The sequence below is a fragment of the Paenibacillus jilunlii genome (assembly GCF_900102965.1).
Lineage (GTDB): Bacteria > Bacillota > Bacilli > Paenibacillales > Paenibacillaceae > Paenibacillus_AQ > Paenibacillus_AQ jilunlii.
This window is the reverse complement of the sequence record NZ_FNGM01000008.1, coordinates 223154-247520: the sequence shown is the minus strand read 5'-3', so window position 1 is coordinate 247520 and position 24367 is coordinate 223154. Positions and strand designations below refer to the sequence as shown.

The window sequence follows — 24367 nt, the reverse complement described above, 5'->3', positions numbered from 1 at the left end:
AGGGCTTCAGTTCAAAAGGGGCAGCTCACAGCTTCTCGCTAACGGCTCCGTCCGCTGCGATCACGGCATTGAACGAGAGCTGGTTCATCCGCTTAATGGTATCTTTATTGTAGGCCCCGCCCATAAAATTCGGCTGACCGCCGATAATTTTGACCGGCGTAATCCGGCTCTTTACACTAGTATTGCTGATCTCAAAGTTCACCAGCATAGAATGAATGGTCTTGTCGCCGCCGCGTGTGGACCGGTTGAACACAAAATTGCCCAGTGAATAATAGATCGGCTTATGCTTGTAATATTCTATCCCCATCAGACAGTGGCTGTGGGCACCGATAATGATATCCGCACCGCTGTCGATCATCTGCTTCGCCAGACTGCGGGCGTATGGCTCAGGGTAATCCTTAAACTCATTGTTCCAGTGGATGTACACGATGGTAAAATCATTTTCTTTGGCCGATTTCTTGATGGCCCCCAGCATAGGCTCAGGCGTATAGGCCGAAGCTGCACCCGGACTGTTTTTTCCTGCATACCAGGACGGGCTGGAGAGCACCCGGCTTACCCCAAGTATGGCGATTTTTTTGCCTTTTACCGTCTGAATGTAGGGTTTGAAGGCTTCATTGCTGTTCTTCCCCGCTCCGGTATGGCCGATCTTGTATTTATCCAGATGAACCAGCGTATCCAGCATGGCATCCTGTCCAAAATCAAGAATATGATTATTGGCTAAGGTCACTCCATCGATCCCGGCATCACTCAGCCCCGCCAGTGCCGCCGGTTTGGAACGGAAAGCAAAGCTCTTCTCTGCCGCCTTCCCTCTAACCGATACGGGTGTCTCCAGGTTGGCAAAAGCTATATCTGCTTTCTTCAGGACAGGTCCTACCCTGGCAAAAGGAAAATTGACCCCATAGTTGGCGATCTGATCACCAACAAATCCGTCCAGCAAAATATCTCCGGCAAAAGCAAGATTAATCTTCTCGGGCTTAGAAGCCCCTTGACTGAAAGCTGCCTGACCGGGAATCAGCAAAAACAATACTAAAGTTATGACTGCAAATCTGCGCAAAATCTTGGACCCCTCTCTCTTAATCTGCCAATTATTCTACTATAATAGAGGGAAAAATCCAAATTAAGGGTTGGTATTCTGCCAGGGTTCTGATTTCTGCTAGATTCTCGCCTTTTTAAGTACGGCCCGGAAACAGCTCAGTCCACCCCACTGCTCCGTCCGTACAGCATCCGCGGGAAGCTTAAAATCCGTCTCGCCCCAATACTCAAACCCGGCCTGCAGCAGCACTTCATTCATCCGCAGCAGATTAACCGTGGGGTAATCAAAAGTCAGGACAAGCAGTCCCTCCCCATTCAGTGTGCGGTGAAATTCCCTTACGGCCCGCACTGAATCCTCCAGGGACAAATGCTCCAGGACCGAGATACAGAATATACTATCAAAGCTTTCATCCTCATAAGGCAATGCGGTCAGATTGGCCTGCGCCAGATGCAGGCGGGTCGTCCGTCTGGCTTCCACCAGCCGTGCTGCTTCCTCACTGATGTCGCTGGCAATATTCTGAATAATGGCATCCCGGGATAGAATCCGCGCATCGATATCGCAGGCATGAACCTCCGCGCTATAGCCGGCAAGGTAGAACTTGAGCGGATGGGAAATCCCGCAGGCGGCATCCAGCACCACATCATGGGGTGAAACAAAATTTGTGCACCATTCGTATTCATAAGGCCGGCTCCACCAGGATTCCGGCAAATCATAAATCAGCTTGTCGCGGCGGGCATCGGTATTCACAAAAAAACGGGAAACATACGGATGTGTTGGCATGTCCAGGACTCCTTTTAGAGGAAATTCGGTAGTGAGAGTATATTCAGGAATCGCTGTTTCATGCCAAACCTTACACCGTGATCATCTACAGCTGTTTAACCATAAGCACGTGCGGAATGCCATCCTCCATGAAGACCGGTGAGCTCGTTACATACCCCAGCCGCTGATAAAAGCCCTCGGCCTGCTTCTGGCCATGCAGCTTGGCTTGCCGGTGTCCCCGTTCAACCGCCATTTTTTCCAGGGTATCAATCAGAACGGACCCCAATCCGCTTTTGCGGTAAGGAGCGCTCAGGCAAATCCGTTCAAGCTTAGCCCACCCGTCCACACTCCGTAGTCTGGCTGTTCCCACTGGAAGCTCTTCCTGATAGAGCAATATATGCTCTGCGTCCTTTTCATAATCATCAAATTCATCTGCCAGCGCCACGCCCTGCTCCTCCACAAACACTTCCCGCCTGATTCTGAAAGCCTCCTGCAGTTGTTCTTGAGTGGTAACCCGCTCTACCCGCATGTACGATCCCTCTCCTTCATTATGTCTGCTTAATGCCTGCCCAGAATATCTCCCAGATATCCTTCAGGCGCCGCCCGAATTCTTCCTGACTATAAAAAAACATCTGCATGGCAATTCCATCCTGTAAACAATAATAAGCCGAGAGAAGGCTTTCCGTGTGCTGCCGCCGAATTTCCCCGGAGTCCATGCCTTCCTCAAAAATAGCCCGGTAAAATGCCGCTGAACGCTGCTCCATCATTGAAATCTGCTGCTCCAGCATCTCCTGAAAAAAAGGCGCCGGGAATTGAACACTCCTTTTATAAAAGGCGGTCAGCACCGGGTACTCCACTCTATAAAAATAGGTCCGGTATACAATTTCACGCAGTCTAACCTCTACAGGTGTGCCAAGGATCTCCTTGTACAACCGGTCCAGAAATTCAATGTAATGCCGGGCCATTTCCTGAAATGCTGCTATAAACAGATCCTCTTTTTTGGGAAAATAAGTCGCGATAGACTGTTTTTTAATCCCTACCGACTGGGCAATCCCCGCCAATGAAGCCCCCTCAAAGCCTTTTTCGGCAAATTGCGACAATGCGGCTTGCAAAATAGCGACTGCTGTCATTTTTATACCGCCTCCCTGACGATCGTCAGGGAGAATTATCACATGCACTCCCGCATTTGTCAAACCAGCCGGCTAACCATCCATTATGTTTTTCTGGTACAGACTGAACACAATCCGTTGACCGTATCCATTTATTCCATATAAATATATAATTAAATATTGTAAATTAGTGACTTTAGTACTAAAATAAAGGTTGCAAAAGTTTATATATTTGAATTTTTAATTATGATTCCTTTGTCGATTTCCGTCGGGTTATGTACCTGAAATCGGCTAATCATTGATCCATTTCATAACGGCAAACTATCTGAAAAGATAGGACGCAAAGCAATGGGCCTAACGATGTGAACATCCGCATCCATGGCTGCCAGGCTGCCAAGAAGACGCTGTATTGTGCGGGTATCCGTTAGGATACCGTATCTGCCTGCCGGGATACTCTTATGTCCAAATGCCCATTGATTATCTAAAAAGGAGCCAAACGCAATGCCACAGCGCATTACCGAGAAAAACGGCATTATTATTGTTCAGAACAACCAGTTCTACATTACCTCCCCGCTGCCCGGCGGCGAGCCGGCAATCCTCTCGGCGGTCCCGCCTGTTGTGCTGGAGGTCAATAAACAGCCGGTAGCCGGTCTCGTACCCGTTGTATCCTCCGACCGGGTTACCTGGTCCATACAAGAACCGCCCCCTTATCAGATCACCGTCTCCGAGGATAAACTCCAAGCCTTCCTTACTCTGAACCATGTGGAACAGTATAAATGGAACCTGGTGAACACCCCGGCATCGAGCCATCTCGCGGTAAGGGCTGAAATGGACTCTTCCACTCTGCTGTCCACCCTCGGCATTGAACAGATTATTGCCGATTTCGAGAAAAAATCGATGTCGCAAAACCTGAATATCCCCGCAATCTATGCGGAATTGAATCAACCGACCTATCTGCCGGTTTGTGTTGCGGAAGGCAGGCCGCCTGCTGCAGGCGAAGATGCGAAGCTTGATTTGTTTTTTGCCGAGCATGCCGGAAACCCTTTCAATTCCTTAGAAGGGGCTGCGGATACCCCCAATCAACTCCGGATTCCCGTTGCCCAGAGAGGCGATATCATTGCCCGCAAGCACCTGCCCCGCGACGGCGTACCCGGGTACGATGTATACGGCAGCATTCTACCCGCCGCACCTCCCCGGGATATCAAAGTTGTGGCCAAAGAGGGCGCTCTGCTGCTGCCAAGCCATGAAATTACAGCCCTTAAAGACGGCCGGCCGCGTGTGACCGGTACAAATGTCACAACTTTCGATATCACAACCGTATTTACTGTTCCGGGCTGCGTGAACCGCCAAACAGGCAATATCGTATTCTCAGGCGATGTAATTGTACACCAGGACGTGGAGGACAACTCGATTATCGAGGCTTTAGGAAATGTATATGTATGCGGCAATGTCCATAATTCTACCATTACAGCAACAGGCAGTATTTATATACTGGGCAATGTGGGCGACAGCCAGTTGTATTCGGGCGCCTTCGGCGTAACCTATAACCGTCTCTACCACCTCTCCGAGAAGCTGATCGAAGAAGTCAGCCTGCTGCGGAAAGCCTCCAGACTGCTGACCCGGGAAATACAATCCCGGCAGCAGACCGTAAAGTTCGGGCAAGTCATTCTGCTGCTCATGGAGACTAAATATAAGAAGATCCCCGTCCTGATTCGTGATCTGGAATCCGTAGCGGCCAGCATCAAGCAAACATCTCACCCGGACAACAAGCAGCTGCAGCGGATTCTGGACGTTTTCTTACGGCCCACTCTGTTCATCGATACCTTTAATGATGCCATGCTGGTGTCATTATTGAAATTGCTGAAGAATTTGTACACCGGGGTAGCCCGCATGGAGGAAGCCAATGTCTGTGTTGACATCCCGCATTGCCATAACACCATCATCAAATCAAGTGGCGGCATTTGCATTCACAAGGACGGGACACTGCAAAGCGACCTGCTCTCCCTGGCAGACATCACTTTCATGATGCCGGATGCAGTCTGCCGGGAATCACAGCTGGAGGCAGGCGGGACTCTCACTGCACAAATAGTAAGCGGCGATACAGGCGCCCGTTCGTCACTCAAAGCCGGCCAGAAGATCAGTGTCCGCAAAATCCACGCAGGGAGAGTAACCGTCGGCCGCTATTCCCAGGAGATTACCGAGCCTGCCGAGGACATGATCTTCACCCCGCAGAATCTCAGCGTAGGCGCTGAGTAAGCAGATGGAGACTAGGTTAGAGTGAGGAACGACGACGGATCTCTCGAACAGCAATAGAGCCAGCATTTCGGATAACGGGGCGAGTAAGACATATCCAGCACCTCAATGCGAGTCCCGCCCCAGGCAGCCGATTAAAACCAAGACTCAAACAAACTGTTAACCGGCCTATAGATTATCATTACCAGGTACAGCGGGCTGGGGACTTTGATTTTGTTGAGCGAACAGTAGACCGCGGCAATGCCCATGGCCCAGAACAGGAGCCAGACCAGGCGGTCGCGGGTCCTGCTTTTCTGCTTCAGCAAAGGCAGGTCGATGATAATACAACCTGCCGAAATCACAAGAAAAAACAGCAGCATCTTTAGGATCACTCCTTGATATCACCAATAAAAGATTTATCTGTAACGCCGATCCGGGTAATCGTGACGCTGGCACTATAATGAATGGGCAGCGACTTCAGGTAATCGTCTCCCTTCCGCTGCTGCAGTCTGGCCCAGACCTGCGGTTTAGCACGGTAGATCATCTGGCCAAAGCCCATGATATCCACATTGTAATCCTCATTAATCTGCTCAACAGCAGATTTCATCCGCGAGATAATCCGCTCTTCCGTTTTCTTCTCCAGCCCTGTGATCACCTTCTCCGACTCCAGATTATCTCCGCTCTGCACCTCTTCAATGTTGCACTCTGCCTGCACATGAATGTAAATATGCGGCTCGCCGCCGATTACCTTTACTTTGCGTTTGGTGGATGTATGCAGAGCTTCAATCACAATCGGCCGGCCATCGTTTCCTGGTATGGGGCCTGAGGCTTTGACAACTTTATCGGTGATAAAATTGTAGCCGATCGTCTCATTATCGTTTAACCACCCGATCATTTTGTCCCTCTTGAATACAGCTACACTGTGGTAACGCAATGTGGCTTTGGGGACACTCTCATCGAGATTGCTCTTCTTGTCTCCCTCTTTAGCATTGCCAGTCACCTCAACGCCGGCCAATACCGGATTTATCCCATCATAGATCAGATTTTCAATGAACGCGTTCAGAGGAACGGCGACTATCCTGGCGGATTCCTTATAGGCCTTGTCCATGGCACTAAACAATTTATTCGCCGGCAATTTATCCAGCGGGGTAAGAACCTTCAGGATCTCTTCTGCGGTAGTGTTTTTCGCGACCATTACATAGTAATCATTTCGCGGTTCCCGGCTCCTGTTCAGCACATCAAGTGTTTCAGCAATGCCTGCCCGGGCGAGTTCCTCTCCGATTACCAGTACGCGGATATGCCCTTTGTAGCCTGATCTCGAACTGAGAAGACTGTACTTCCGGTCTGCTTCAAAAATTGTCGGTACGGTGAAGCTGGATACAACCACTGGCACCCCGCCGCCTCCACTTCCTCCAACCGTCTGTGAGGAAATCGCGGAAGGAATAACTACCTGCATGGTGACCCTGTAGCCGGATTCAGCCTTATCCAGCCCCATCGCCAGCACAAAAGCCATTTCATTCAACTCCCTTCTTTCCCAGCAGCCGCTGAGCAGCAGGGGGGCAAGAAGGGCTATCAGCAGCATGGAAAGAGTTCTACTTTTTTTAGAGCTCATACACAGTCCTCACTTGGTTGTGTCTTGACGGTTTGGGTTTTGAATTTTACTGTTTGCCGGTCTGGACTTTAAGCGCGGCCAGGGGAAGCGGAGGAGGGAATCCTTCAGATCATTGGCTTTGTATGGACCAATTGGGCTCATGTAGGGCATCCCGAAAGAACGCAGGCTTGCCAAATGCAGCACGATGATAAAGATACCGAACAAAATGCCATACAATCCGATAAAACCAGCCAGAGCGATTAAGCCAAAACGAATCATTCTTGCGGCAATGGCCATTCCCGTTTCAGGGATGACAAAGCTGGAAATGGCTGTAATGGATACAATAATAACCATCGCCGAAGAGATAAACCCCGCCGAAACTGCCGCCTGGCCGATCACGAGCGTACCGACAATCGAGATGGCCTGCCCCACGTTCTTCGGAATTCTTACCCCCGCTTCCCGCAAAATCTCATACGTCAATTCCATCAGCAGCGCCTCCACGAACGCCGGAAAGGGAACACTCTCTCTCTGTGCGGCAAGGCTGATAACAAGCGTGGTAGGGATCATCTCCTGATGATAAGTAGTCACTGCCACATAAAAGGAGGGGGCAAGCATAGTAATGAAAAAGGATAAAAATCGAATAAAACGCAGCAAGGTACCGATGTCCGCCCGCTGATAGTAATCTTCCGGAGATTGAAAAAAAGCAACAAAAAAAGAAGGCACCAGCAGGACAAATGGCGTACCGTCAACAAGAATCGCCACTTTTCCCTCGAGGATTCCTGCCGCGATCGAATCCGGCCGGTCGCTGTTATAAATGGTCGGGAAAGGCGTCCCGGCCGTATCCTGAATAAACTCCTCGATATATCCGCTCTCCAGAATACTGTCTGTATCAATTTTGCCCAGCCGGCGTTTTACCTCCTGCACTAACTCAGGGCTTGCAATGTGGGTGAGATACATAATGGATACACTGGTCTGGGTCACCCTGCCGATCTGGAAGGTCTCCAGCCATAGCTGGCTGTCTTTGATTTTTCTCCGGAGCAGCGCCGTGTTCGTCCGTAAATTTTCTGTAAATCCCTCCATCGGGCCCCGTACAACCGTTTGTGAGCTGGGCTCGCTGACATTGCGGTCCTCCCATCCGGGCAGTCCAATCCGCAGAGCAGCCGGTGTTCCATCCACCATTACCATCACATTGCCGGACAACAGCTGATTAACGAATGGCCCCAGGTCATGGGTGACAGACATATCTCCTGCCATCAGTATGCGTTTATGCAGAAGCTCAAGCTTCTGCCCGGCATCCAGATCCCTCAACTGGTCCGGGGTACAGCGTTCCTGAAGTGAGAATAAAATCGAATGATGCAGTACCTGTGTGTCGATAAGACCATCAATATAAATCACAGCAATTTGTGTAGCCTGATCCGGCTGCAGTTCTTTGATGATCAGATCGGTGCTTTTCCCGAGAAGCTCAACCAGCTGCATCTGATTATCCTTAATACAGGATGACAATGTGCCAAGTTTCATATCTTTCAAAGCGCATCCTCCACTTTCCACGAATAAGTGTACATAGTATGATTCGGAAATTGATAATTATCCCTGTCCATCATTATTTCCATCTAAAGTGCATAATTGTGGAAGATCTTTGCATGCTAAGGAAGGATAAAAAATGGCTGAAGGACTGCTTGCAGCCGATACGGAGGAATCTCATGAGTCTTGAAAAGGACCGGATCAGTTCGGCTCAAATGATCATATTGGGGCTCTTTACGCTTATTGGGGATATGGCGCTTGTATATCCTTCATTATTGGCAGCCGGAGCCCATGAGGATGCGTGGATTGCCGGCCTTATTAGTATTCCGCTGGGGCTGGCAACCGTTAAATTAATGGTATCCGCTGCAAATATCAATCCAAATAAAACCATTATCGAGCTTTCAACACAGATTTTAGGAAAATGGGCGGGCGGAGCAGTAGCGGTGAGTTATTTATTCTTTTTTCTAATGGCAGCGTCCACTTATGTCAGGGAAATTGAAGACTTCATGTGCACACAAATTTACGAGGGGACACCCGGCGGGGTGATCCGCTTCATGGCCATTGTTCTGTTAGTGTACGGCTTACGGTTGGGTCTGGAGAATCTGGGCCGCTCGGCACAGATTTTCTTTCCTTTTTTCGCCCTTTTTCTGATCTCCCTCATCCTGCTGTTTCCCAATGTTCAAATGGAGCGGATCCATCCTATTTGGAATACGCCGCTTCCGGACATGCTACATACTATTATGTACGGCGTATTTTATCCGTACGGAGAAATGTGCGTGTTCTTCATGGTCTATCCCTTTGCCCAAAAACACAGCAAAACAAGCCGCGATATATTCATCTCCCTTTTCATCGGGGCTCTTGGCCTTAACCTGATTGTGTTTCTTTCTCTGACGGTACTCGGGCCCTATTTTTCCGAGCATGAATTCTATCCGGCCTATATTCTTGCCCAAAGAATCAACATCGGCAATTTTCTGCAGCGGATTGAAGCCCTGCTGGCCACCACCTGGATTATCAGCACTTATTTCAAAACAGCACTATACTTCTACGCCTTTGTCTTAGGGACAGCCCAGTTGCTGAAGCTGAAAACCTACAGGCAGCTGATCTTTCCGGTGGCCTTTCTGATTTACGGCATGACGAGTATCCTGGCCAAAGATATTATTTTTTATGTTAAGGAAATCCCCCCTTTCTGGGTGGACTGGGACTTCACCTATGCCTTGGTCTTCCCTTCACTCCTGCTCGTTGTTCATTTTTTCAGAAAACGCTCTGCCCAAAACAGGGAACAGGGGTAAACTAGAGAGTTTTTGTAATAATTAGTGATAGATTTGCTTTGCCCGTTGAGCGGTTTGTGCATCCTTGTCTATAATGGTTTCTGAGAGCGCATTCACAACACTCAGAAAGCGAGGATGATGAAATTGGAAGATCATAAGCGGACCCTAGCCGGCGGCAGGACGGAAGGTCCAAAAGCACCCAAGGACCCGGTGGAGCAAAGAAGCGGTTTTTTTGTGCTGTTCGAAACAGCTATTGAAGCGACAGCCCGGCCTGAAGGCAGACCTTCACAGGAAATTTATCTGGAGGGCAGCTATCTGACCGATAAGGCCAGATTTACAGGCGGGGTTACGGACGAGCAGATGCTGGCCCTTCTCTCAAGCTGGACCGGATTCCGCCAATTGGTCCACAGTATCGGAATCTCCGTGAAGACGGACAGAGAACAGGCGGAGGTCTCTTTTCTGCTGCAGAACTGGGGCAAAACCAGCAAGTATGAGTCGGGCACCCGGCTGCTTATTCCATGCCCAGTCGACGGAACGGAACTTATACTTAGGCTGGAGGATATCGCATGGTCAGCGGATGACGCGGCTCCGGGTAAATTTGCCTTTGAATTCAGCCGCGCAGGCGAGCTGGCAACGGCAAGTATTATTTTCTATCTGCATGAAGGCTACACGGTACCTGAACTTTCAGCTGAGCCTCCGGTTGCATTTGGTTCGAATGAATACCGGGACATGATCGGAAAGTCCCTGGTCCACTCGGGTAACAACAAAAGATTGAAAGCCGCCATGGAAAAAGCAGTAAAAGGCGAGGACGTAACGATAGCTTACATTGGCGGCTCCATTACTCAGGGTGCGGGAGCGAAGCCGATACATACCGGATGTTATGCCTATCAATCGTATGTAAGATTCAAGGAACTGTTCGGCCAGATCGGCGGAGAGAATATTCACTATGTAAAAGCAGGTGTAGGGGGTACGCCCTCTGAACTTGGAGTGATCCGCTATGACAGGGACATTCTCAGGGACGGCGCGGTAACACCTGACATCGTGGTGGTGGAATTTGCGGTAAATGACGAGGGCGATGAAACGAAGGGCAACTGCTACGAAAGCCTGATCCTGAAGATTCTTGCTGCCGGGAACCGGCCTGCTGTGATTCTGCTGTTCAGCGTGTTTGTGAATGACTGGAACCTGCAGGAACGGCTCTCTCCTGTGGGCCTGCACTATAATCTTCCCATGGTGAGCGTAAAGGACGCAGTAACCGGGCAGTTCCGCCTGAGCAAAGCCGAGGGGAACGTTATCTCGAAACGGCAATTTTTCTACGATATCTATCATCCTACTAATGAAGGCCACCGGGTAATGGCGGACTGTCTTGCCTTCCTGTTTTCCGAAACCTATAAATCGCTTGTGGACAGAGAAGATATCATACTGGATAAACCGCCGGTTCTGGGGAAGGATTTTGCCAACACCCGTTTGTTGGACCGCAAGACTCATGCCAGCGCTGTTATCGAAGCAGGGGGTTTTACGGAAACAGATACAGAACTCCAGATGGTAGAAATGGACCTCAACCCCTTCGGAACTCCGGAATTCCCATATAACTGGATGCATACGGCAGCTTCTGGACAGGACAGCTTCAAGCTGACGATAACCAGCAAAAACCTTATCCTCGTGTACAAGGATTCGGGCAGCCCCGAGTTCGGGAAAGCGGAGATCTATGTGGACGGCCGACTGAGACTCACCGCTGATCCGCATGAGAACAACTGGACACACTGCAATCCGGTGATTCTCTACCAGCATGAGCATACCCAGGAGCATGTAATCGAAATCAGAATGGCACGGGAAGATCAGGACAAATGCTTTACAATTCTCGGCTTCGGCTATAACGGTTAGACCTAACATTTGCAAAAATAGGCTGGCCTGCTGATATAATCACGAAACCCTCAGGTATGAATACCGTAATATAGGGTAATTAAAGAATAAGGCCGTGTTAAGCGGCTTTTACAACCCCTAAAGGAGGAAACATGATGCTAAAAAAACTTCTCGGCAAAGTGATGCACTCCATGGAGCACTCTCAGCATGGAGGGCGGCACAGATCTTCAAGCAGTCATAAAGGGAGGCCTGTATACGGCAGACATTCAAGCAGCAGCCGCGGATACAAGAGCTACTCGTCATCGGACTCACACCGCGGAGGAAACGGACATAAATATTATAAGAATCGCTACGGCAGCTCAAGCTGATTCTTGCTTGACCATCCCTGCACGAATTACAAGGCGCCTTTTCAGCTTTTGGCTGAAGGCGCTTTTTTTGTGCCGGTCTCACCGCAGGCTCTCTTGCAAAACCTCCGCCTCGCGGACAAACAATGCGGTATCCGAATAGGGTTCCCGCTCTCCAAGAAGCCGGGAAAGGAGCTGCAGCATCCCCGGTGACAAATCCAGTTCCTCACGCCAGTTCCGTTCCTGCTCTCCCGGCTCAGGCCGGTAACCGGAATACAGCATGAACAGCATTAATTGTCCGACGTCATATAAATCCGAGGCGATAACCGGCGGCATCCGTCCCGGTATCTCCCCTGTCTTCGGCTTCCGATCACCAAGCAAGGTTTCTTCCTCGCCGATCCGCCTTGCCAGCCCGAAATCAATTAAGTACATTCCTTCCCGTGTAAGGATCACATTAGGAATGCGCAGATCCAGGTGAACATATCCACGAGCATGGACATGGGCCACCAGTTCCATCAGTTTCAAGGTCGTGTCCAGACACTCCCGCTCCCCGTAGACGATACCCCCGTCAAAGATCAATTCTTCCAGCGTGTTTCCTTCAATATAATCGGTTACCAGCCAGCTCGAGCCTTTGTATTCCAAAAAATCACGGCATGCAGGAATGTTGGGATGATCCATGGAGCGCAAAATATTACTTTCCTTGCGAAGCATTTCCCTGCCCACCGCTTTCTTGCTCGGCCTCGACTGTTTGACGGCCAGAAGAGCCCCATCCCTAGTGTCCCGGCACCGGTAAGTCAGCCCGTAGCTCCCTTGCCCCAACAGAGATTCTATCTTATAACGTCCACCAATCCTTGCCCCTTCCGGAAGCGGGTAATCCCGCCAGGCCCGGACAAATCCCTGCCACCACTCAAATGCCATTACTCTTTCCTTCCTCCGTTCTCTATAAGCGTAAAGGATGCTGGTAGTGTTATTATCGCATAAACGGCGGTGATCAGCAGCTTAAGGAAGTATTCTGGGTACTATGCCGGAATCTGGCATGATTTGCATGAGGGCGCCACAAAGACACGGATATTTATCCTTATCTTGTACATATTACATGTATACATATTGAAGATTTCGAAGGAGGTCATCATGGAAAGCTCATTTGAGGCGAACTTAGATTATCTAAAAAAGACCCTGGGCCATCTCCCTGATATCGTCTTCAAAAAAATGCATGCGGGACAGCCGGGAATTGATGTAGCTATGGTCTATCTCTCCGGAATTGCAGATACAGGTATGCTAAACGAACATATCGTTAAGCCACTCATTGCAACCGGAATCCGTGAAAGACATCCCCAAATTAATCCGGAAAAACTGAAGGAGGAATTGATACAGCAGACTGCTTTTACGATCAGTACAAAAGAAGCAAAAGATATTGAAACATGCGTGATTGAAGTGTTATCAGGAAATACTTGTCTCCTGATCGAAGGAAACGATGAATTTTTTGTTGTTTCTACGGGCAAGTTTCCATTGCGTAGTGTTGAAGAACCAAGCACCGAGACTCTGGTGAGAGGGCCGAGAGAAGGCTTTATCGAGGATCTGGAAAGCAACCTGGCCATGATAAGACGGCACATCAAAGATCTCAGTTTCAAAATTGATAAAATAAGGATAGGAAGAAGAACTTCCCGAAAATTAGCGGTCTTGTACATATCGGATATCGCAAATCCGAAGCTGGTTCAGGAAGTTAAACGAAGAGTCGAATCGATTGATGTGGATGATGCTTCCGACACCGGGATTATTGAGCAATGGATTGAGGAAAGTTCATGGTCTCCATTTCCTCAGATTCAAGCCTCTGAACGCTCGGATAAAGCAATCACTGCTTTAATGTCCGGAAGAGTCGTCATTCTCCTGGATGGCACACCTTTTGCTCTGATAGCTCCCATGACCTTCTGGATGCTGGCCCAATCCCCGGAGGATTATTACGAGCGGTTTCCTTTAGGAACATTTTTTCGTTTGCTTCGTTTAACGGCCCTTTTCATTGCGACATTCCTCCCTTCGCTGTACGTCGCACTCATTTCCTTCCATCCTGGACTGATCCCGCCCGAGCTGGTGATATCTATCGTTTCCTCAAGAGAGGGAATTCCTTTTCCCGTTTTTGTGGAGGCTTTAATTATGGAGGTATCATTGGAAATATTGCGCGAGGCAAGTCTGCGGCTGCCCAAAGGCATAGGACAGGTTATAGGTATTGTAGGCGGCCTTGTTATTGGACAAGCAGCCGTCGAGGCGGCGGTCGTAAGTGCTTTTCTGATCATTATCGTGGGTCTTACTGCCATTGCATCCTTTGCAAGCCCGCAGTACAGCGGCAGTATTGGAATTCGGCTCCTTCGATTCCCTATTATGATCATTGCAGCGATTTATGGTCTCTATGGTGTGATTTTAGCCTTTATTTTTTTAGGTGCGCACATGGTCCAGATCAAAAGCTTTGGGGTTCCTTACATGTCACCCCTAGCCCCAATCCGCTTAAGAGATCAACAAGATACTTTGGTTAGGGTTCCTTTTAAATATCTCAAAAAGCGTCCTTTAATGCTTAAGACACAGGACGAAACATCCGCTAACAGGAAAAGGAGGTGAGCCTATGATCGCTTTCACCTTTCGGTCCCGCCGGATCGTATCGGTACGAAAATGTATTGCCGCATGTGTCGCTTGTGCCTTTCTCACCGGTTGCTGGGACAGCAAGGAGATCGATAAGCTGAGTATCATTCAAGGCGTTGCCATTGATACGAACCAGGATATGCTGGAACTTACCTATCAGCATTTAATAGCGCAGAAATCCAAAAAAAATACGTATACCAATGTAACAACCTTGGATAACGATTCCATTCAAGCTGCCTCCAGGGATCAGGCAAAACTAGTGTCCCATGCTCCCTTATATAATTTTATTCGCCTAGTTCTGATTAGTGACCAAGCACTAAAAAAAACAAGAATTGATGAATTATTAGATACATTTACCCGTTCCTATAAGCCGAGCCGGAAATCCCTTGTTATGATCGTGAAGGGCAACGCAAAAGAAGCACTCACTAAGCTCGGCAAACATAAAGACATGCCTGCCTTTGACCTTGAAGAACTGGCCGCAAACAGTGTCCTCAACTCCAAAATACCCCGTAAAACTCGGTTAGGGGAAGTTTCTATTCATATTTCGCAAGGAACTGACTTCATCATTCAGCGTCTGGTAACCAATGAAAGCAACCAATTGGCAGGCGCAGCATTGGTCAGCGGCACAACGAAGAAATTTGTTAGCTGGGTTAATGAAAAGGATGTTATCGGGATCAACTGGATGCTGGGAAGTTCGAAGGGTTCCATTATTAAAGTTGAGGACCCAAAGACGAAACAACACATGGTCTTTGAAGTTGAGGATGCTCATAGTAAGCTTATCCCCCATGTTAATGGAGAAGATCTCTCATTCACGGTTCGTATCAAAACAGATATCAAATTAAACGAAACCTCCGTTGTTTCTGCGGAGCTCCTGAAGGAACCGTTCATCCGAACCGCTAAAGAAACGGTGGAAGGCGAAATCAGACAGATAGTGCTCCAATCGTTACACAAGCTCCAAAAAGAAATGAGAGCAGATGTAGCCGGTTTCGGTAGAAAGGTAAAAGTGAACTATCCCGCCTACTGGGATCAGGTAAAAGACCATTGGCAGGATACATTCAGTAAAATACCGGTCGATGTTCAGGTTAAAGTACAGATTGAACGGACAGGTGCTTATACAAAAGGAGCGGGAGCGTAATGCCCAACTTACCTTCCTCGAAACAGGAAAAAATCTCCACTATACAAGCTTTATTAACAGTAACTTCGACCGTGTACGCTGTGGCAATTGTCAGTTTACCACGAACCATCGCGGAACAGACGCAAACGCCTGACGTGTGGCAGGGGCTTTTGCTGGCAAGTCTGTTTGGTCTAGGCGCCGTTTTTATCAACGTGAAATTGTGTCAGCGATTTCCAGGGAAGACGTTCTATGAGCTCAATTCTGTGATCGCAGGTAAATTTATCAGCCTTCTTATCAATATTGCGTTCATGGTATATTGCGTGATGATCTGCTCTGTTGTATCCAGAATGATGGCAGAATTCATCAAAGCCCTTGCATTGGAGAGAACCCCGGTAAGCATGATTCTCTTGCCGTTTCTTCTGCTTGTTGGTTATTTGACCTCAGGCGGTCTTCAGGCGATGGTCCGGTTGGTCGAGCTTTTCTTTCCCTTAACCTTTATTGTTTATTTATTGCTGATCATTCTCAATATCAATCATTTTGACCTTGATAATTTACGCCCTGTTTTTCATCAAGGATGGCGGCCGATCTTCAAATCTCTTCAAGTTGTACCTTTTTCGGCATTAGGTTTTGAATCCATGCTCATTTTAACTAATTTTATGGTCAATCCACAAAAAGCATGGAAGGCGGGGGGAATTGGCTACTCGATTGCAATGGCTTTGTATGTCTTGATGGTAACAATGGTCATTGGATGTATGTCGGTTGAAGAAGTTTCCCGGTTGCAATGGCCAGTCGTTTCTTTTGCACAGCAAATTGAGTTCCCCGGAGCGTTCCTGGAACGGTTTGAAATATTTTTTATCATTTTGTGGACGATCAAAATTTTCATGACCGCCGCAAATTATTATTTTTATCTTGTAGCCGGGATCAGCCAGCTCACCCAAAAATGGAACGGATACATTTATTATCTCCCGTTGATTTTCATATTTGCCTTAAGCATGTATCCCCAAAATTTTGTTGTAATGGGTAACATGGATAAAGTATCGGGGTATTTTGGAATGATCATATGTGCAGGAGTACCTTTGGTGCTTCTTCTCATTTCTATGGTCTTCCGCATAAGGGGGAACCCAGATGGGAAACCGTAAGCTTCCTTTTTTTAATTCAAAAAGGAGTAAGCAGCCCCAAAAGGCAGCTTTACTCCTTTGCGTCAAACCCCATTCGCTCAAAACACCCGCTTCTGCTCCCAGATTTCATACAAGGAATGCTGGGTCATGAAAAAGCATCGACCACTCAAGTCTACGCACAACTGCGTGGCACTCTCGGAGAGAACTTTATCGAAGATACTTTTAGTTTGTGATGGCGACGGATCACGCGGAAAGCTCCAATCCCGTCGAGTTCCAGCAAGCAGGCTGGCAAGCGATCATGGACAATTTCAAAGCCTATACCGAACAAAACTAATCATCGAAGAAGACGCCGGGGAAGATGCCCGGCGTCTTTCTTTTTGAACCCTAGTACGAGCGTGCTCTTCGTTAGCCTCAACCTTGTGCCGCATCCATGTTCATGTAGTTAATAGCCCACAGATGGCCGTCCAAGTCCACGAAGCCCCAATGATACATGAACCCATGATCTTCAGGTTCAGCGTGCAATTTCCCGCCTAAGGAGACCGCGGTATTCACGATTTCATCGACCTTTTCCCGGCTCTCGAAAGCCAATGCGATCGTCATCTGCGCATACTTGCTCGTATCGACGGATTCCTTCTCCGTGAGCGTATTAAAGAATGCTTGATTGATCAGCATGACCTGCAGGTTGTCGCCGATCACGATGGCTACCGAATTCTCATTCTCGGGGAATTGCGGGTTGAGCTCGAATCCGAGTCCGGTGAAGAACGCTTTCGATTGTTCTACGTTTTTTACAGGCAGGTTGAAGCTCGTGAATGTGGACGTTAATGCCATTTTCAAATCACCTCTTCGTCAAATTAGTTTGTGTTCATTTATGCCTTCGTTTATATAGACGACAGCCGATCCAGGGACTCATCGGTCTCATGGATTCGGAAGCGTAAATTTTGAAAAATAACTTGGTATTGAGTTCGGATACAAAGGAATTCGTTTGAATATATGACAATTAAAGGGTTGGTATCTAGTAAATGTCTTCTTCAAGCTTACATTTCTCCTGTTCTCTTCACTAATCGTACGTTTTGCTTATCTACAGTTCGTCGAGGGTCCAAGTCTCTAGGAACGCCAGACAAGCATGATCACGAAGGGCGTATCCATCCCGCCCACCCGCGCAATATTTAAGATTCGGTGGGGCAGCAGATCGCATATTCGATTTCAATTCAGTCCCTATAGTTTACTTTCAAAACAGGCTTTAAGCAAGAAGCGGCAAGGCGCTGGCTGCAAAACTCGTGCAGCTGTTTAACGAAAAGGCGAAGCGAATTCCAAGCCGTTGAAGACTGAGAAAGTTATCGAGGCTATGGACATCAGAGGCAGGACGCATCTGCCATTCCAACAACGACAGATCAAATCGGACTGCCAAAAGAAGAGATAGCCTATCTTAGCGAGCACCGCGACGAGTATCCGGACATGGAGATCGTGGAGGAGCGCATCCGCCAGTACAGTCCCAACCGGGTCGCGTTCAATTGGTGCATCCCCTTTCCCCCTCCTGGTGACAGCTACGCTGGTAATGCCCCCTGTACGGATTGTTAGACGGTCAAAAAAAGCCCTGTTGAACTACCCAGAGCCAGATTGTATGTAACTCGCGGGTCGCGGGAAATGTAAGAAGAGCCGCAGATGCTGCTCCTGCGGCTCTTCTTATCAAACTATCTATTTAATTTGTGTATACATCATTGTCAGAACACCCGCTTCTGCTCCCGCTCGTCAATAATAATCTGCACCGACTCCTTGAACCGCAGCGCATGCACAATCTCCCGCTCCCGCAGGAACTTGAGGCTGTCCTGCAGGTCCACATCATCGGTCATGTCGATCAGCCACTGGTATGTAGCCCGGGCCTTTTCTTCGGCCGCAATGTCCTCGTAGGGGTCCGCCAGCGGATCGCCTTTGGCCTGGATATATGCTGCTGTCCATGGCACACCCGCTGAATTCTGGTTGAACAGCGCATGGTCGCGCTGCGCATAGTTCGGGCCAAGCCCGGCGGCTTCAAGTTCACTAATTGATGCATTTTTTTGTTAATTTATATATCATTGTGTCAATCATTTCCAAGTGAGCAAATTCTTCTGCACATTGAGGTTATCAGTTATGTTTTACAGGTTAGATTCACGGGGAACTAAGCCCGCCAGAGATGTTTTTTTTAGCGAGAGCATTTTGTTTTAATCACAAACAACACATTTTTAGATTTTGATTTAAAGAAGTTTCTCCATAATCATTACATCAATAAACTCTCCATCCATAATCCCCTGTTTCTCAAAAACACCAACCTGTCGATAACCCATTTTCTGATATAATCCCTGGCCGCTCTGGTTAAATGGAAAAGTAAAGAGAACGATTTTATAAAAGCGGTTTTCCTTTGCGACCTTGTGTAAAGACTCCAAGAGAGAGCTCCCTACACCCTGCCCACGAAAGCCGCGATCAATATAAACCGAGAGATCAGCGACCCCATTATAAGCACAGCGGTGGGAGTACGGATTCAGGGAGGCCCAGCCAATCACTTCACCTTCTTTTTCAGCCACCAAAACGCTAAAGCGGCCATGGTGATCTTTAAACCATGCTTTCATATAGGAGGAGTCTTTCGACTCTGTTTCAAGTGTAGCGATCCGTTCCTCGATCCCCTGATTGTAGATGCGAAGGATACTTTCGATATCCACTGGAGTGGCCTGACGAACAGTTAACGTAGTAATCATATGAAATCCCCCTATAGCTTACTTTTTAGCTTTAATTACAGCAGAAACGATGTATTGGTCAACATTCGCACCGGGAACCCAGTCTTTGATGAATGTCCTGGATTCGTCTTTTGGCTCAATACTGATTTCCTTAAAGCCGCTTTCTTGAAGCATCAATTCTACATCTGCAATGGAAGAAGCTCCGGAGATACAACCGGAATATAATTCGTCCAGGTCATTTTTGATCTCAGGGGGAAGCTCAGCTGTTGTTATGATATCAGATACGGCCAGACGTCCACCGGGCTGAAGGACACGATAGGCCTCACGGAATACTTGCTTTTTGTCTGGTGAGAGGTTAATCACGCAGTTGGAGATAATGACATGTACCGAATTGTCGGCTAAGGGAAGATGTTCAATTTCACCCAACCGGAATTCCGTGTTGTTAAACTTTCCTTTAACCGCGTTATCCCTTGCACGGCTGATCATTTCAGGTGTCATATCTACTCCGATAACATGGCCTTGCTCCCCTACCTGCCGGGAGGCGAGGAAGCAATCGAATCCGCCACCGCTCCCGAGGTCCAGAACATGTTCACCCGCCTGCAGTTCAGCAATAGCCTGGGGATTACCGCATCCAAGGCCTAAATTTGCGCCTTCAGGAGCAGCTGCCAAATCCTCGCTGGAATAACCCAGCTTAGCGGATATGGCATCAAAGCCAGCAGGTGAATCACAGCAGCTGTCAGCAGGGGCGCAACAAGAAGAGGCAGCTTCGACCTTTTTTACAGCAATCTTTCGATAGTGCCCACGTACATTCTGGCGGATCTGGTCATTTGTAAGTTTGCTCAAGATTAAACACTCCTTATAGAGATTATGATTGGATTTTTCTTTCGGCTTTGCTCAACTAGCAGCATGGTTCGCAGCAAGCAGATTGTTTCGGACGAAAAAACAAAGGGGAAAAGGACCACTCCAATTTGTCTTTTTTCTTAAGGTATTTCCAGGCGTGGAGTGTAACTTGATGTAATTCCTCCTGCCGGTGTTTGTGTAGAATTTCGGTTACGTATAGATCTCTGAGCATCTTTAAACCCTCCTAGTCATTAAATATGCATCAATAAACTTGCAGATTGCAAGTATTAACGAAGTGAAATCACCCTTTTACAGGGGCACAGCAATTACTGGATTTCCCCATAGCTTCGTTGAAAAGCTTAATGGATCGTAGTAAGGTTTCTACTTCAAACTCACTCATGTGTGAGAAAGCTTCATTCAGGTATGCATTCATTTGATGATCAATGGTTGTAGCCACCATTTTTCCTTCTGGAGTAAGTGACAGGTTATAGATTCTTCGATCCGTGGGATCAGGTGTCTTGTTAACCAAGTTCATTTTCACCAAAGACTGAACTTGTCTGCTGAAGGTAGTAATATCAGTGCCAAGTGTTTCAGCGACCTGTTGCATGGAAGGATTATGGCTCCGATCTATCTCATACAGCAGGTGGCTTTGGGTCGCGGAAAGATTACATCCCCCTACGCTGCAACAGTCTTTATTGAGCAATCCTAAACGCCGGGTCATGATTTGGAATAGTTCTCGTGGAGTTTCCATTGTTTTCACCTCTTGATAAAGTTATAGCGTAATTAATTGCAAATTGCAAATACTAATTTTGCTTAGTTGATAATGGATCATAAAGGTCTTAGAATATAAGTATCGTCTTATATATACGGGGAGAGGAGATTTTTAAATGGATTTACTAAATGATCTTGCAGAAGATTTAAAACTCCTTGGAGATAAAACACGTCTCACGATTTTAACACTTTTAAAAGAGCGAGAGTGGTGTGTATGTGAATTCGTGGATCTTTTTGACATCTCACAGCCAGCCGTTAGTCAGCATCTACGCAAACTAAAAAGCAGTGGATTGGTAAAGGAACAGAAAAAGGGACAGTGGGTTTACTATTCTTTAAATATTGAAGATAAGCCCCATGTTAAGGCCATTCTTAATCTTACACCAGATGCTAGTTCAGTTTTATCTAATTTGAATAAGCCGTCTAATGTTGTCTGCTGCGAATAACATCTTTGTTGTTGAATATATAAGTGTATAATTATATAATAATGTCCGAGATTGAACTTAACTCTTTGGAGGGGTGTTGAGATGCGTGGAATTTAGACATCAACTGGGGGAAGTAACTTGGTAGCTCTGGCAAGTCTTATATTTATAGTCACATTGATTTTTGTCATTTGGCAGCCTAAAAATTTGTCCATTGGATGGTCTGCCTGCGGCGGAGCGGTACTTTCCTTGCTTGTAGGAGTAGTCAACTTTAACGATGTTCTTAACGTTACTCTGATTGTCTGGAATGCTACATTAGCATTTGTGGCAATTATCTTAATCTCCTTGATTCTCGATAAAATCGGCTTCTTTGAATGGGCTGCCCTCCATATGGCTAGAGTTGCCGGTGGAAACGGGACGCGAATGTTCATTTATGTCACCATTCTGGGAGCAATAGTAGCCGCGTTCTTCGCCAATGATGGTGCGGCACTTATTTTAACTCCGATTGTGCTGGCGATGGTTCGCGCACTCCATTTTGACGAAAAAAAAGTATTTCCTTTCATCATTGCCAGTGGCTTCATAGCAGATACTACTTCTTTACCACTGGTTGTCAGCAACTTAGTAAACATCGTATCGGCTGACTTTTTTGGACTCACTTTTATGGAATACGCCGGGCGGATGTTGATACCTACCTTATTTTCATTGGGTGCAAGTATTTTTGTACTCTATCTCTTCTTCCGGAAAAGCATTCCGCGGAACTTTGACAACTCACAGCTGAAAAAACCTGAAGAGGCTATTAAAGACAAGCAGATGTTTAAGTTGTCGTGGGTGGTGCTTGCGGTTTTGCTGGTGGGATACTTCGTCAGTGAATTCCTGAACATTCCGGTTTCTGTGGTGGCAGGGATCATCGCGATCTTTTTCCTACTCATGGCAAGAAGAAGTCCTGCAGTACCGACTATGGAAGTGGTCAAAGGGGCCCCTTGGGCAATTGTATTCTTTTCCATCGGTATGTATGTCGTCGTTTACGGGCTGCGGAATGCGGGCCTTACGGATGTGTTGGCTAAACTCATTCAGACCTTTGCGGATCAGGGACTGCTTGCGGCAACGATGGGAATGGGCTTTATCGCCGCAGTCATCTCGTCTGTAATGAATAACATGCCTACCGTTATGATTGATGCACTAGCCATTGATGCTACACACACCTCTGGACTGGTTAAGGAAGCCCTGATTTATGCGAATGTCATCGGCTCTGATCTGGGACCGAAAATCACACCCATTGGTTCACTGGCCACCTTGCTATGGCTGCATGTGTTGTCCACCAAAGGCGTGAAAATATCTTGGGGAACGTATTTCAAGACAGGCATTATTCTTACGATCCCTGCATTGTTTATCACGCTGCTTGGCCTCTATGTAGCATTGACCCTATTTTAAACTTAAAGGAGATTACGACTCATGGATAAGAAAACTATTTATTTTTTGTGCACAGGAAACTCCTGCCGGAGCCAGATGGCTGAAGGCTGGGCCAAGAAATATTTGAGCAATGAATGGAACGTATACAGTGCCGGCATTGAGGCTCATGGTTTGAATCCTAAAGCCGTCCAGGCGATGAGCGAAGTAGGTATAGATATCTCAGGTCAAACGTCAGATATTATTGATCCGCAGCTGCTGAATAGCTCCGATCTCGTCATTACATTGTGTGGTGATGCAGCAGATAAATGCCCCATCACCCCGCCTCAAGTAAAACGTGAACATTGGGGATTCGATGACCCGGCGAAAGCACAAGGTACAGATGAGGAGAAGTGGGCGGTCTTCCAGAGGGTTCGTGATCAAGTGGGCGAGCGCATCAAACAATTTGCTGAAACAGGGAAATAATGAAGAATAACAATAAGGAGAACTATAATGGCAAATTATCATGAGCTGATCGAAGGTAAAGTGTACATTGGCGGTGAGAATGCACTACTTGAAGCCCTTCAAGAGCAGAAAATTTCCGATGTGTTTGACTTAAGAGATACTGGTACCAAGGCTGAAGGCTTTCCTACCAAGGTGACCCGTCATCACTTTCCGATTGTGGAAGATGAGAGCGGACAGGAAGGTTCGGTTCAAGCAGCGATCCATGCGGTTACAGCAGCAGTGAATAACGGAAAGACGGTTTATTTCCATTGCGCTGGAGGACGGAATCGAACAGGAACGGTTGCGACGGGTGTACTGCTTGAATTAGGCCTTGCTGCAACTGTTGATGAGGCTGAAGCCCTGGCTAAAGAAAAGCGTCCAGATATCAACATCAAGCAGGATATGCGTGATGTGCTGAAGGGATTTTATCCATCCAAATAAACTGGAACGTACTAACAAAAAAGCTATTTCCTATTGGAGATAGTCTTTTTGTTTAGTACGCCCAGCTGGGCGTCATCTCCAGAGTGAAGGTCCCGAACAGGAACTGGCAAGTGTTTAGTCAAGGGCGAGTGTGTCCACTGCAGTTGGAAGTAAAGCAAGCCTGGGGAAAAGTACGGCCCGCGTTGCATGAATCCAATTGAAGTATGTGTTAGACTGCCAATAGTCGCGGGAAATGTAAGAAGAGCCGCAGATGCTGCTCCTGTGGCTCTTCTTATCAAACTATCTATTTAATTTGTGTATACATCATAGTCAAAACACCCGCTTCTGCTCCCGCTCATCAATAATAATCTGCACCGACTCCTTGAACCGCAGCGCATGCACAATCTCCCGCTCCCGCAGGAACTTGAGGCTGTCCTGCAGATCCACATCATCCGTCATGTCAATCAGCCACTGGTATGTAGCCCGGGCCTTTTCTTCGGCAGCGATGTCCTCGTAGAGATCGGCCAGCGGATCTCCCTTGGCCTGGATATATGCTGCTGTCCATGGCACACCCGCTGAATTCTGGTAGAACAGCGCATGGTCGCGCTGCGCATAGTTCGGGCCAAGCCCGGCGGCTTCAAGTTCACTAATTGATGCATTTTTTGTTAATTTATATATCATTGTGGCAATCATTTTCAAGTGAGCAAATTCTTCTGCACATTGAGGTTATCATTTATGT

General features: G+C 47.6%; 22 protein-coding genes, 2 pseudogenes and 1 riboswitch. Of the genes and pseudogenes, 10 read left to right on the top strand and 14 right to left on the bottom strand.

Annotation, left to right across the window (positions count from 1 at the left end; all coding sequences use genetic code 11):
- Window positions 1-25: 25 nt before the first annotated feature.
- The 4 genes from BLQ82_RS15920 to BLQ82_RS15905 form a co-directional block, all read right to left on the bottom strand.
- On the bottom strand, window positions 26-1054 hold the full coding sequence (locus BLQ82_RS15920) for a CapA family protein (RefSeq protein WP_062524515.1): 1029 nt from the start codon (window positions 1052-1054) through the stop codon (window positions 26-28).
- Window positions 1055-1153: 99 nt separating this feature from the next.
- Window positions 1154-1813: a class I SAM-dependent methyltransferase gene (locus BLQ82_RS15915; protein ID WP_062524517.1), complete on the bottom strand. Its 660-nt coding sequence runs from the start codon at window positions 1811-1813 to the stop codon at window positions 1154-1156.
- Between the two features lie 85 nt (window positions 1814-1898).
- A complete protein-coding gene (locus tag BLQ82_RS15910) occupies window positions 1899-2321 on the bottom strand; it encodes a GNAT family N-acetyltransferase (RefSeq protein ID WP_062524519.1) in 423 nt (140 codons plus the stop codon).
- A 19-nt stretch (window positions 2322-2340) separates the two neighbouring features.
- The gene (locus tag BLQ82_RS15905; protein ID WP_062524521.1) at window positions 2341-2922 is read right to left on the bottom strand and encodes a TetR/AcrR family transcriptional regulator; all 582 of its coding nucleotides are present in this window, start codon (window positions 2920-2922) and stop codon (window positions 2341-2343) included.
- Between the two features lie 284 nt (window positions 2923-3206).
- A riboswitch (cyclic di-GMP riboswitch) is annotated at window positions 3207-3299 on the top strand.
- Window positions 3300-3402: 103 nt separating this feature from the next.
- Between BLQ82_RS15905 and BLQ82_RS15900 the strand changes: the two genes are divergently transcribed.
- Window positions 3403-5157 carry a FapA family protein gene (locus tag BLQ82_RS15900; protein WP_062524523.1) on the top strand — a complete coding sequence of 585 codons (1755 nt, stop codon included), beginning with the start codon at window positions 3403-3405 and terminating at the stop codon, window positions 5155-5157.
- 131 nt (window positions 5158-5288) lie between these two features.
- On the opposite strand, the gene BLQ82_RS15895 is transcribed toward BLQ82_RS15900, so the two are convergent.
- From BLQ82_RS15895 to BLQ82_RS15885, 3 genes are read right to left on the bottom strand one after another with little or no spacing between them, the layout of a single operon-like run.
- Window positions 5289-5513, bottom strand: coding sequence for a hypothetical protein (locus tag BLQ82_RS15895; RefSeq protein ID WP_062524525.1), 225 nt, complete (start codon window positions 5511-5513; stop codon window positions 5289-5291).
- Window positions 5514-5521: 8 nt separating this feature from the next.
- Window positions 5522-6745 carry a Ger(x)C family spore germination protein gene (locus tag BLQ82_RS15890; RefSeq protein ID WP_062524526.1) on the bottom strand — a complete coding sequence of 408 codons (1224 nt, stop codon included), beginning with the start codon at window positions 6743-6745 and terminating at the stop codon, window positions 5522-5524.
- 9 nt (window positions 6746-6754) lie between these two features.
- Window positions 6755-8242, bottom strand: coding sequence for a spore germination protein (locus BLQ82_RS15885; protein ID WP_074648297.1), 1488 nt, complete (start codon window positions 8240-8242; stop codon window positions 6755-6757).
- A 182-nt stretch (window positions 8243-8424) separates the two neighbouring features.
- Between BLQ82_RS15885 and BLQ82_RS15880 the strand changes: the two genes are divergently transcribed.
- Together BLQ82_RS15880 and BLQ82_RS15875 are read left to right on the top strand one after the other, a co-directional pair.
- Window positions 8425-9534: a GerAB/ArcD/ProY family transporter gene (locus tag BLQ82_RS15880; RefSeq protein WP_062524528.1), complete on the top strand. Its 1110-nt coding sequence runs from the start codon at window positions 8425-8427 to the stop codon at window positions 9532-9534.
- Between the two features lie 123 nt (window positions 9535-9657).
- Window positions 9658-11394: an SGNH/GDSL hydrolase family protein gene (locus BLQ82_RS15875; protein WP_244280818.1), complete on the top strand. Its 1737-nt coding sequence runs from the start codon at window positions 9658-9660 to the stop codon at window positions 11392-11394.
- Between the two features lie 425 nt (window positions 11395-11819).
- Here BLQ82_RS15875 and BLQ82_RS15865 read toward each other — a convergent pair whose 3' ends face one another.
- Window positions 11820-12635: a serine/threonine protein kinase gene (locus BLQ82_RS15865; RefSeq protein ID WP_062524532.1), complete on the bottom strand. Its 816-nt coding sequence runs from the start codon at window positions 12633-12635 to the stop codon at window positions 11820-11822.
- A 213-nt stretch (window positions 12636-12848) separates the two neighbouring features.
- On the opposite strand from BLQ82_RS15865, the gene BLQ82_RS15860 reads away from it, so the two are divergent.
- From BLQ82_RS15860 to BLQ82_RS15850, 3 genes are read left to right on the top strand one after another with little or no spacing between them, the layout of a single operon-like run.
- Complete coding sequence (locus BLQ82_RS15860) at window positions 12849-14327, top strand: spore germination protein (RefSeq protein WP_062524534.1); 1479 nt, start codon at window positions 12849-12851, stop codon at window positions 14325-14327.
- Window positions 14328-14331: 4 nt separating this feature from the next.
- Window positions 14332-15483, top strand: coding sequence for a Ger(x)C family spore germination protein (locus BLQ82_RS15855; protein WP_062524536.1), 1152 nt, complete (start codon window positions 14332-14334; stop codon window positions 15481-15483).
- Window positions 15483-16601, top strand: coding sequence for a GerAB/ArcD/ProY family transporter (locus tag BLQ82_RS15850; protein ID WP_062524538.1), 1119 nt, complete (start codon window positions 15483-15485; stop codon window positions 16599-16601). Before BLQ82_RS15855 ends, BLQ82_RS15850 begins: the two co-directional genes overlap by 1 nt.
- A 390-nt stretch (window positions 16602-16991) precedes the next feature.
- On the opposite strand, the gene BLQ82_RS15845 is transcribed toward BLQ82_RS15850, so the two are convergent.
- The 5 genes and pseudogenes from BLQ82_RS15845 to BLQ82_RS15825 all read right to left on the bottom strand — a co-directional run bounded on the left by BLQ82_RS15845 (window position 16992) and on the right by BLQ82_RS15825 (window position 20879).
- Window positions 16992-17408 carry a VOC family protein gene (locus BLQ82_RS15845; RefSeq protein WP_062524540.1) on the bottom strand — a complete coding sequence of 139 codons (417 nt, stop codon included), beginning with the start codon at window positions 17406-17408 and terminating at the stop codon, window positions 16992-16994.
- Window positions 17409-18301: 893 nt separating this feature from the next.
- A pseudogene (locus BLQ82_RS15840) lies at window positions 18302-18686 on the bottom strand (manganese catalase family protein); the annotation flags it as partial.
- A gap of 125 nt (window positions 18687-18811) precedes the next feature.
- On the bottom strand, window positions 18812-19309 hold the full coding sequence (locus BLQ82_RS15835; RefSeq protein WP_062524542.1) for an arsinothricin resistance N-acetyltransferase ArsN1 family A: 498 nt from the start codon (window positions 19307-19309) through the stop codon (window positions 18812-18814).
- A gap of 18 nt (window positions 19310-19327) precedes the next feature.
- Entirely contained in the window at window positions 19328-20131 is an 804-nt protein-coding gene (locus BLQ82_RS15830) for an arsenite methyltransferase (protein WP_062524544.1), read from the bottom strand.
- A gap of 298 nt (window positions 20132-20429) precedes the next feature.
- A complete protein-coding gene (locus tag BLQ82_RS15825) occupies window positions 20430-20879 on the bottom strand; it encodes a MarR family winged helix-turn-helix transcriptional regulator (RefSeq protein WP_062524546.1) in 450 nt (149 codons plus the stop codon).
- A 136-nt stretch (window positions 20880-21015) separates the two neighbouring features.
- On the opposite strand from BLQ82_RS15825, the gene BLQ82_RS15820 reads away from it, so the two are divergent.
- The 4 genes from BLQ82_RS15820 to BLQ82_RS15805 all read left to right on the top strand — a co-directional run bounded on the left by BLQ82_RS15820 (window position 21016) and on the right by BLQ82_RS15805 (window position 23649).
- Complete coding sequence (locus BLQ82_RS15820) at window positions 21016-21342, top strand: ArsR/SmtB family transcription factor (protein WP_062524548.1); 327 nt, start codon at window positions 21016-21018, stop codon at window positions 21340-21342.
- Window positions 21343-21459: 117 nt separating this feature from the next.
- Window positions 21460-22749, top strand: a complete 1290-nt coding sequence (locus BLQ82_RS15815) for an arsenical efflux pump membrane protein ArsB (protein WP_062524550.1) — start codon at window positions 21460-21462, stop codon at window positions 22747-22749.
- A gap of 21 nt (window positions 22750-22770) precedes the next feature.
- Window positions 22771-23190 carry an arsenate reductase (thioredoxin) gene (gene arsC, locus BLQ82_RS15810; RefSeq protein ID WP_062524553.1) on the top strand — a complete coding sequence of 140 codons (420 nt, stop codon included), beginning with the start codon at window positions 22771-22773 and terminating at the stop codon, window positions 23188-23190.
- Window positions 23191-23217: 27 nt separating this feature from the next.
- Window positions 23218-23649, top strand: coding sequence for a protein-tyrosine phosphatase family protein (locus BLQ82_RS15805; protein ID WP_062524555.1), 432 nt, complete (start codon window positions 23218-23220; stop codon window positions 23647-23649).
- Window positions 23650-23958: 309 nt separating this feature from the next.
- Here BLQ82_RS15805 and BLQ82_RS15800 read toward each other — a convergent pair.
- Window positions 23959-24342: pseudogene (locus BLQ82_RS15800) on the bottom strand (manganese catalase family protein); the annotation flags it as partial.
- Window positions 24343-24367 lie beyond the last annotated feature (25 nt).

Excerpts from the sequence above, each read along its gene's own strand:
- BLQ82_RS15915 (WP_062524517.1), bottom strand. The coding sequence starts at position 1,813 with ATGCCAACACATCCGTATGTTTCCCGTTTTTTTGTGAATACCGATGCC.
- BLQ82_RS15910 (WP_062524519.1), bottom strand. The coding sequence starts at position 2,321 with ATGCGGGTAGAGCGGGTTACCACTCAAGAACAACTGCAGGAGGCTTTC.
- BLQ82_RS15905 (WP_062524521.1), bottom strand. The coding sequence starts at position 2,922 with ATGACAGCAGTCGCTATTTTGCAAGCCGCATTGTCGCAATTTGCCGAA.
- BLQ82_RS15900 (WP_062524523.1), top strand. The coding sequence starts at position 3,403 with ATGCCACAGCGCATTACCGAGAAAAACGGCATTATTATTGTTCAGAAC.
- BLQ82_RS15895 (WP_062524525.1), bottom strand. The coding sequence starts at position 5,513 with ATGCTGCTGTTTTTTCTTGTGATTTCGGCAGGTTGTATTATCATCGAC.
- BLQ82_RS15890 (WP_062524526.1), bottom strand. The coding sequence starts at position 6,745 with ATGAGCTCTAAAAAAAGTAGAACTCTTTCCATGCTGCTGATAGCCCTT.
- BLQ82_RS15885 (WP_074648297.1), bottom strand. The coding sequence starts at position 8,242 with ATGAAACTTGGCACATTGTCATCCTGTATTAAGGATAATCAGATGCAG.
- BLQ82_RS15880 (WP_062524528.1), top strand. The coding sequence starts at position 8,425 with ATGAGTCTTGAAAAGGACCGGATCAGTTCGGCTCAAATGATCATATTG.
- BLQ82_RS15865 (WP_062524532.1), bottom strand. The coding sequence starts at position 12,635 with ATGGCATTTGAGTGGTGGCAGGGATTTGTCCGGGCCTGGCGGGATTAC.
- BLQ82_RS15860 (WP_062524534.1), top strand. The coding sequence starts at position 12,849 with ATGGAAAGCTCATTTGAGGCGAACTTAGATTATCTAAAAAAGACCCTG.
- BLQ82_RS15855 (WP_062524536.1), top strand. The coding sequence starts at position 14,332 with ATGATCGCTTTCACCTTTCGGTCCCGCCGGATCGTATCGGTACGAAAA.
- BLQ82_RS15850 (WP_062524538.1), top strand. The coding sequence starts at position 15,483 with ATGCCCAACTTACCTTCCTCGAAACAGGAAAAAATCTCCACTATACAA.
- BLQ82_RS15845 (WP_062524540.1), bottom strand. The coding sequence starts at position 17,408 with ATGGCATTAACGTCCACATTCACGAGCTTCAACCTGCCTGTAAAAAAC.
- BLQ82_RS15835 (WP_062524542.1), bottom strand. The coding sequence starts at position 19,309 with ATGATTACTACGTTAACTGTTCGTCAGGCCACTCCAGTGGATATCGAA.
- BLQ82_RS15825 (WP_062524546.1), bottom strand. The coding sequence starts at position 20,879 with ATGGAAACTCCACGAGAACTATTCCAAATCATGACCCGGCGTTTAGGA.
- BLQ82_RS15820 (WP_062524548.1), top strand. The coding sequence starts at position 21,016 with ATGGATTTACTAAATGATCTTGCAGAAGATTTAAAACTCCTTGGAGAT.
- arsC (WP_062524553.1), top strand. The coding sequence starts at position 22,771 with ATGGATAAGAAAACTATTTATTTTTTGTGCACAGGAAACTCCTGCCGG.
- BLQ82_RS15805 (WP_062524555.1), top strand. The coding sequence starts at position 23,218 with ATGGCAAATTATCATGAGCTGATCGAAGGTAAAGTGTACATTGGCGGT.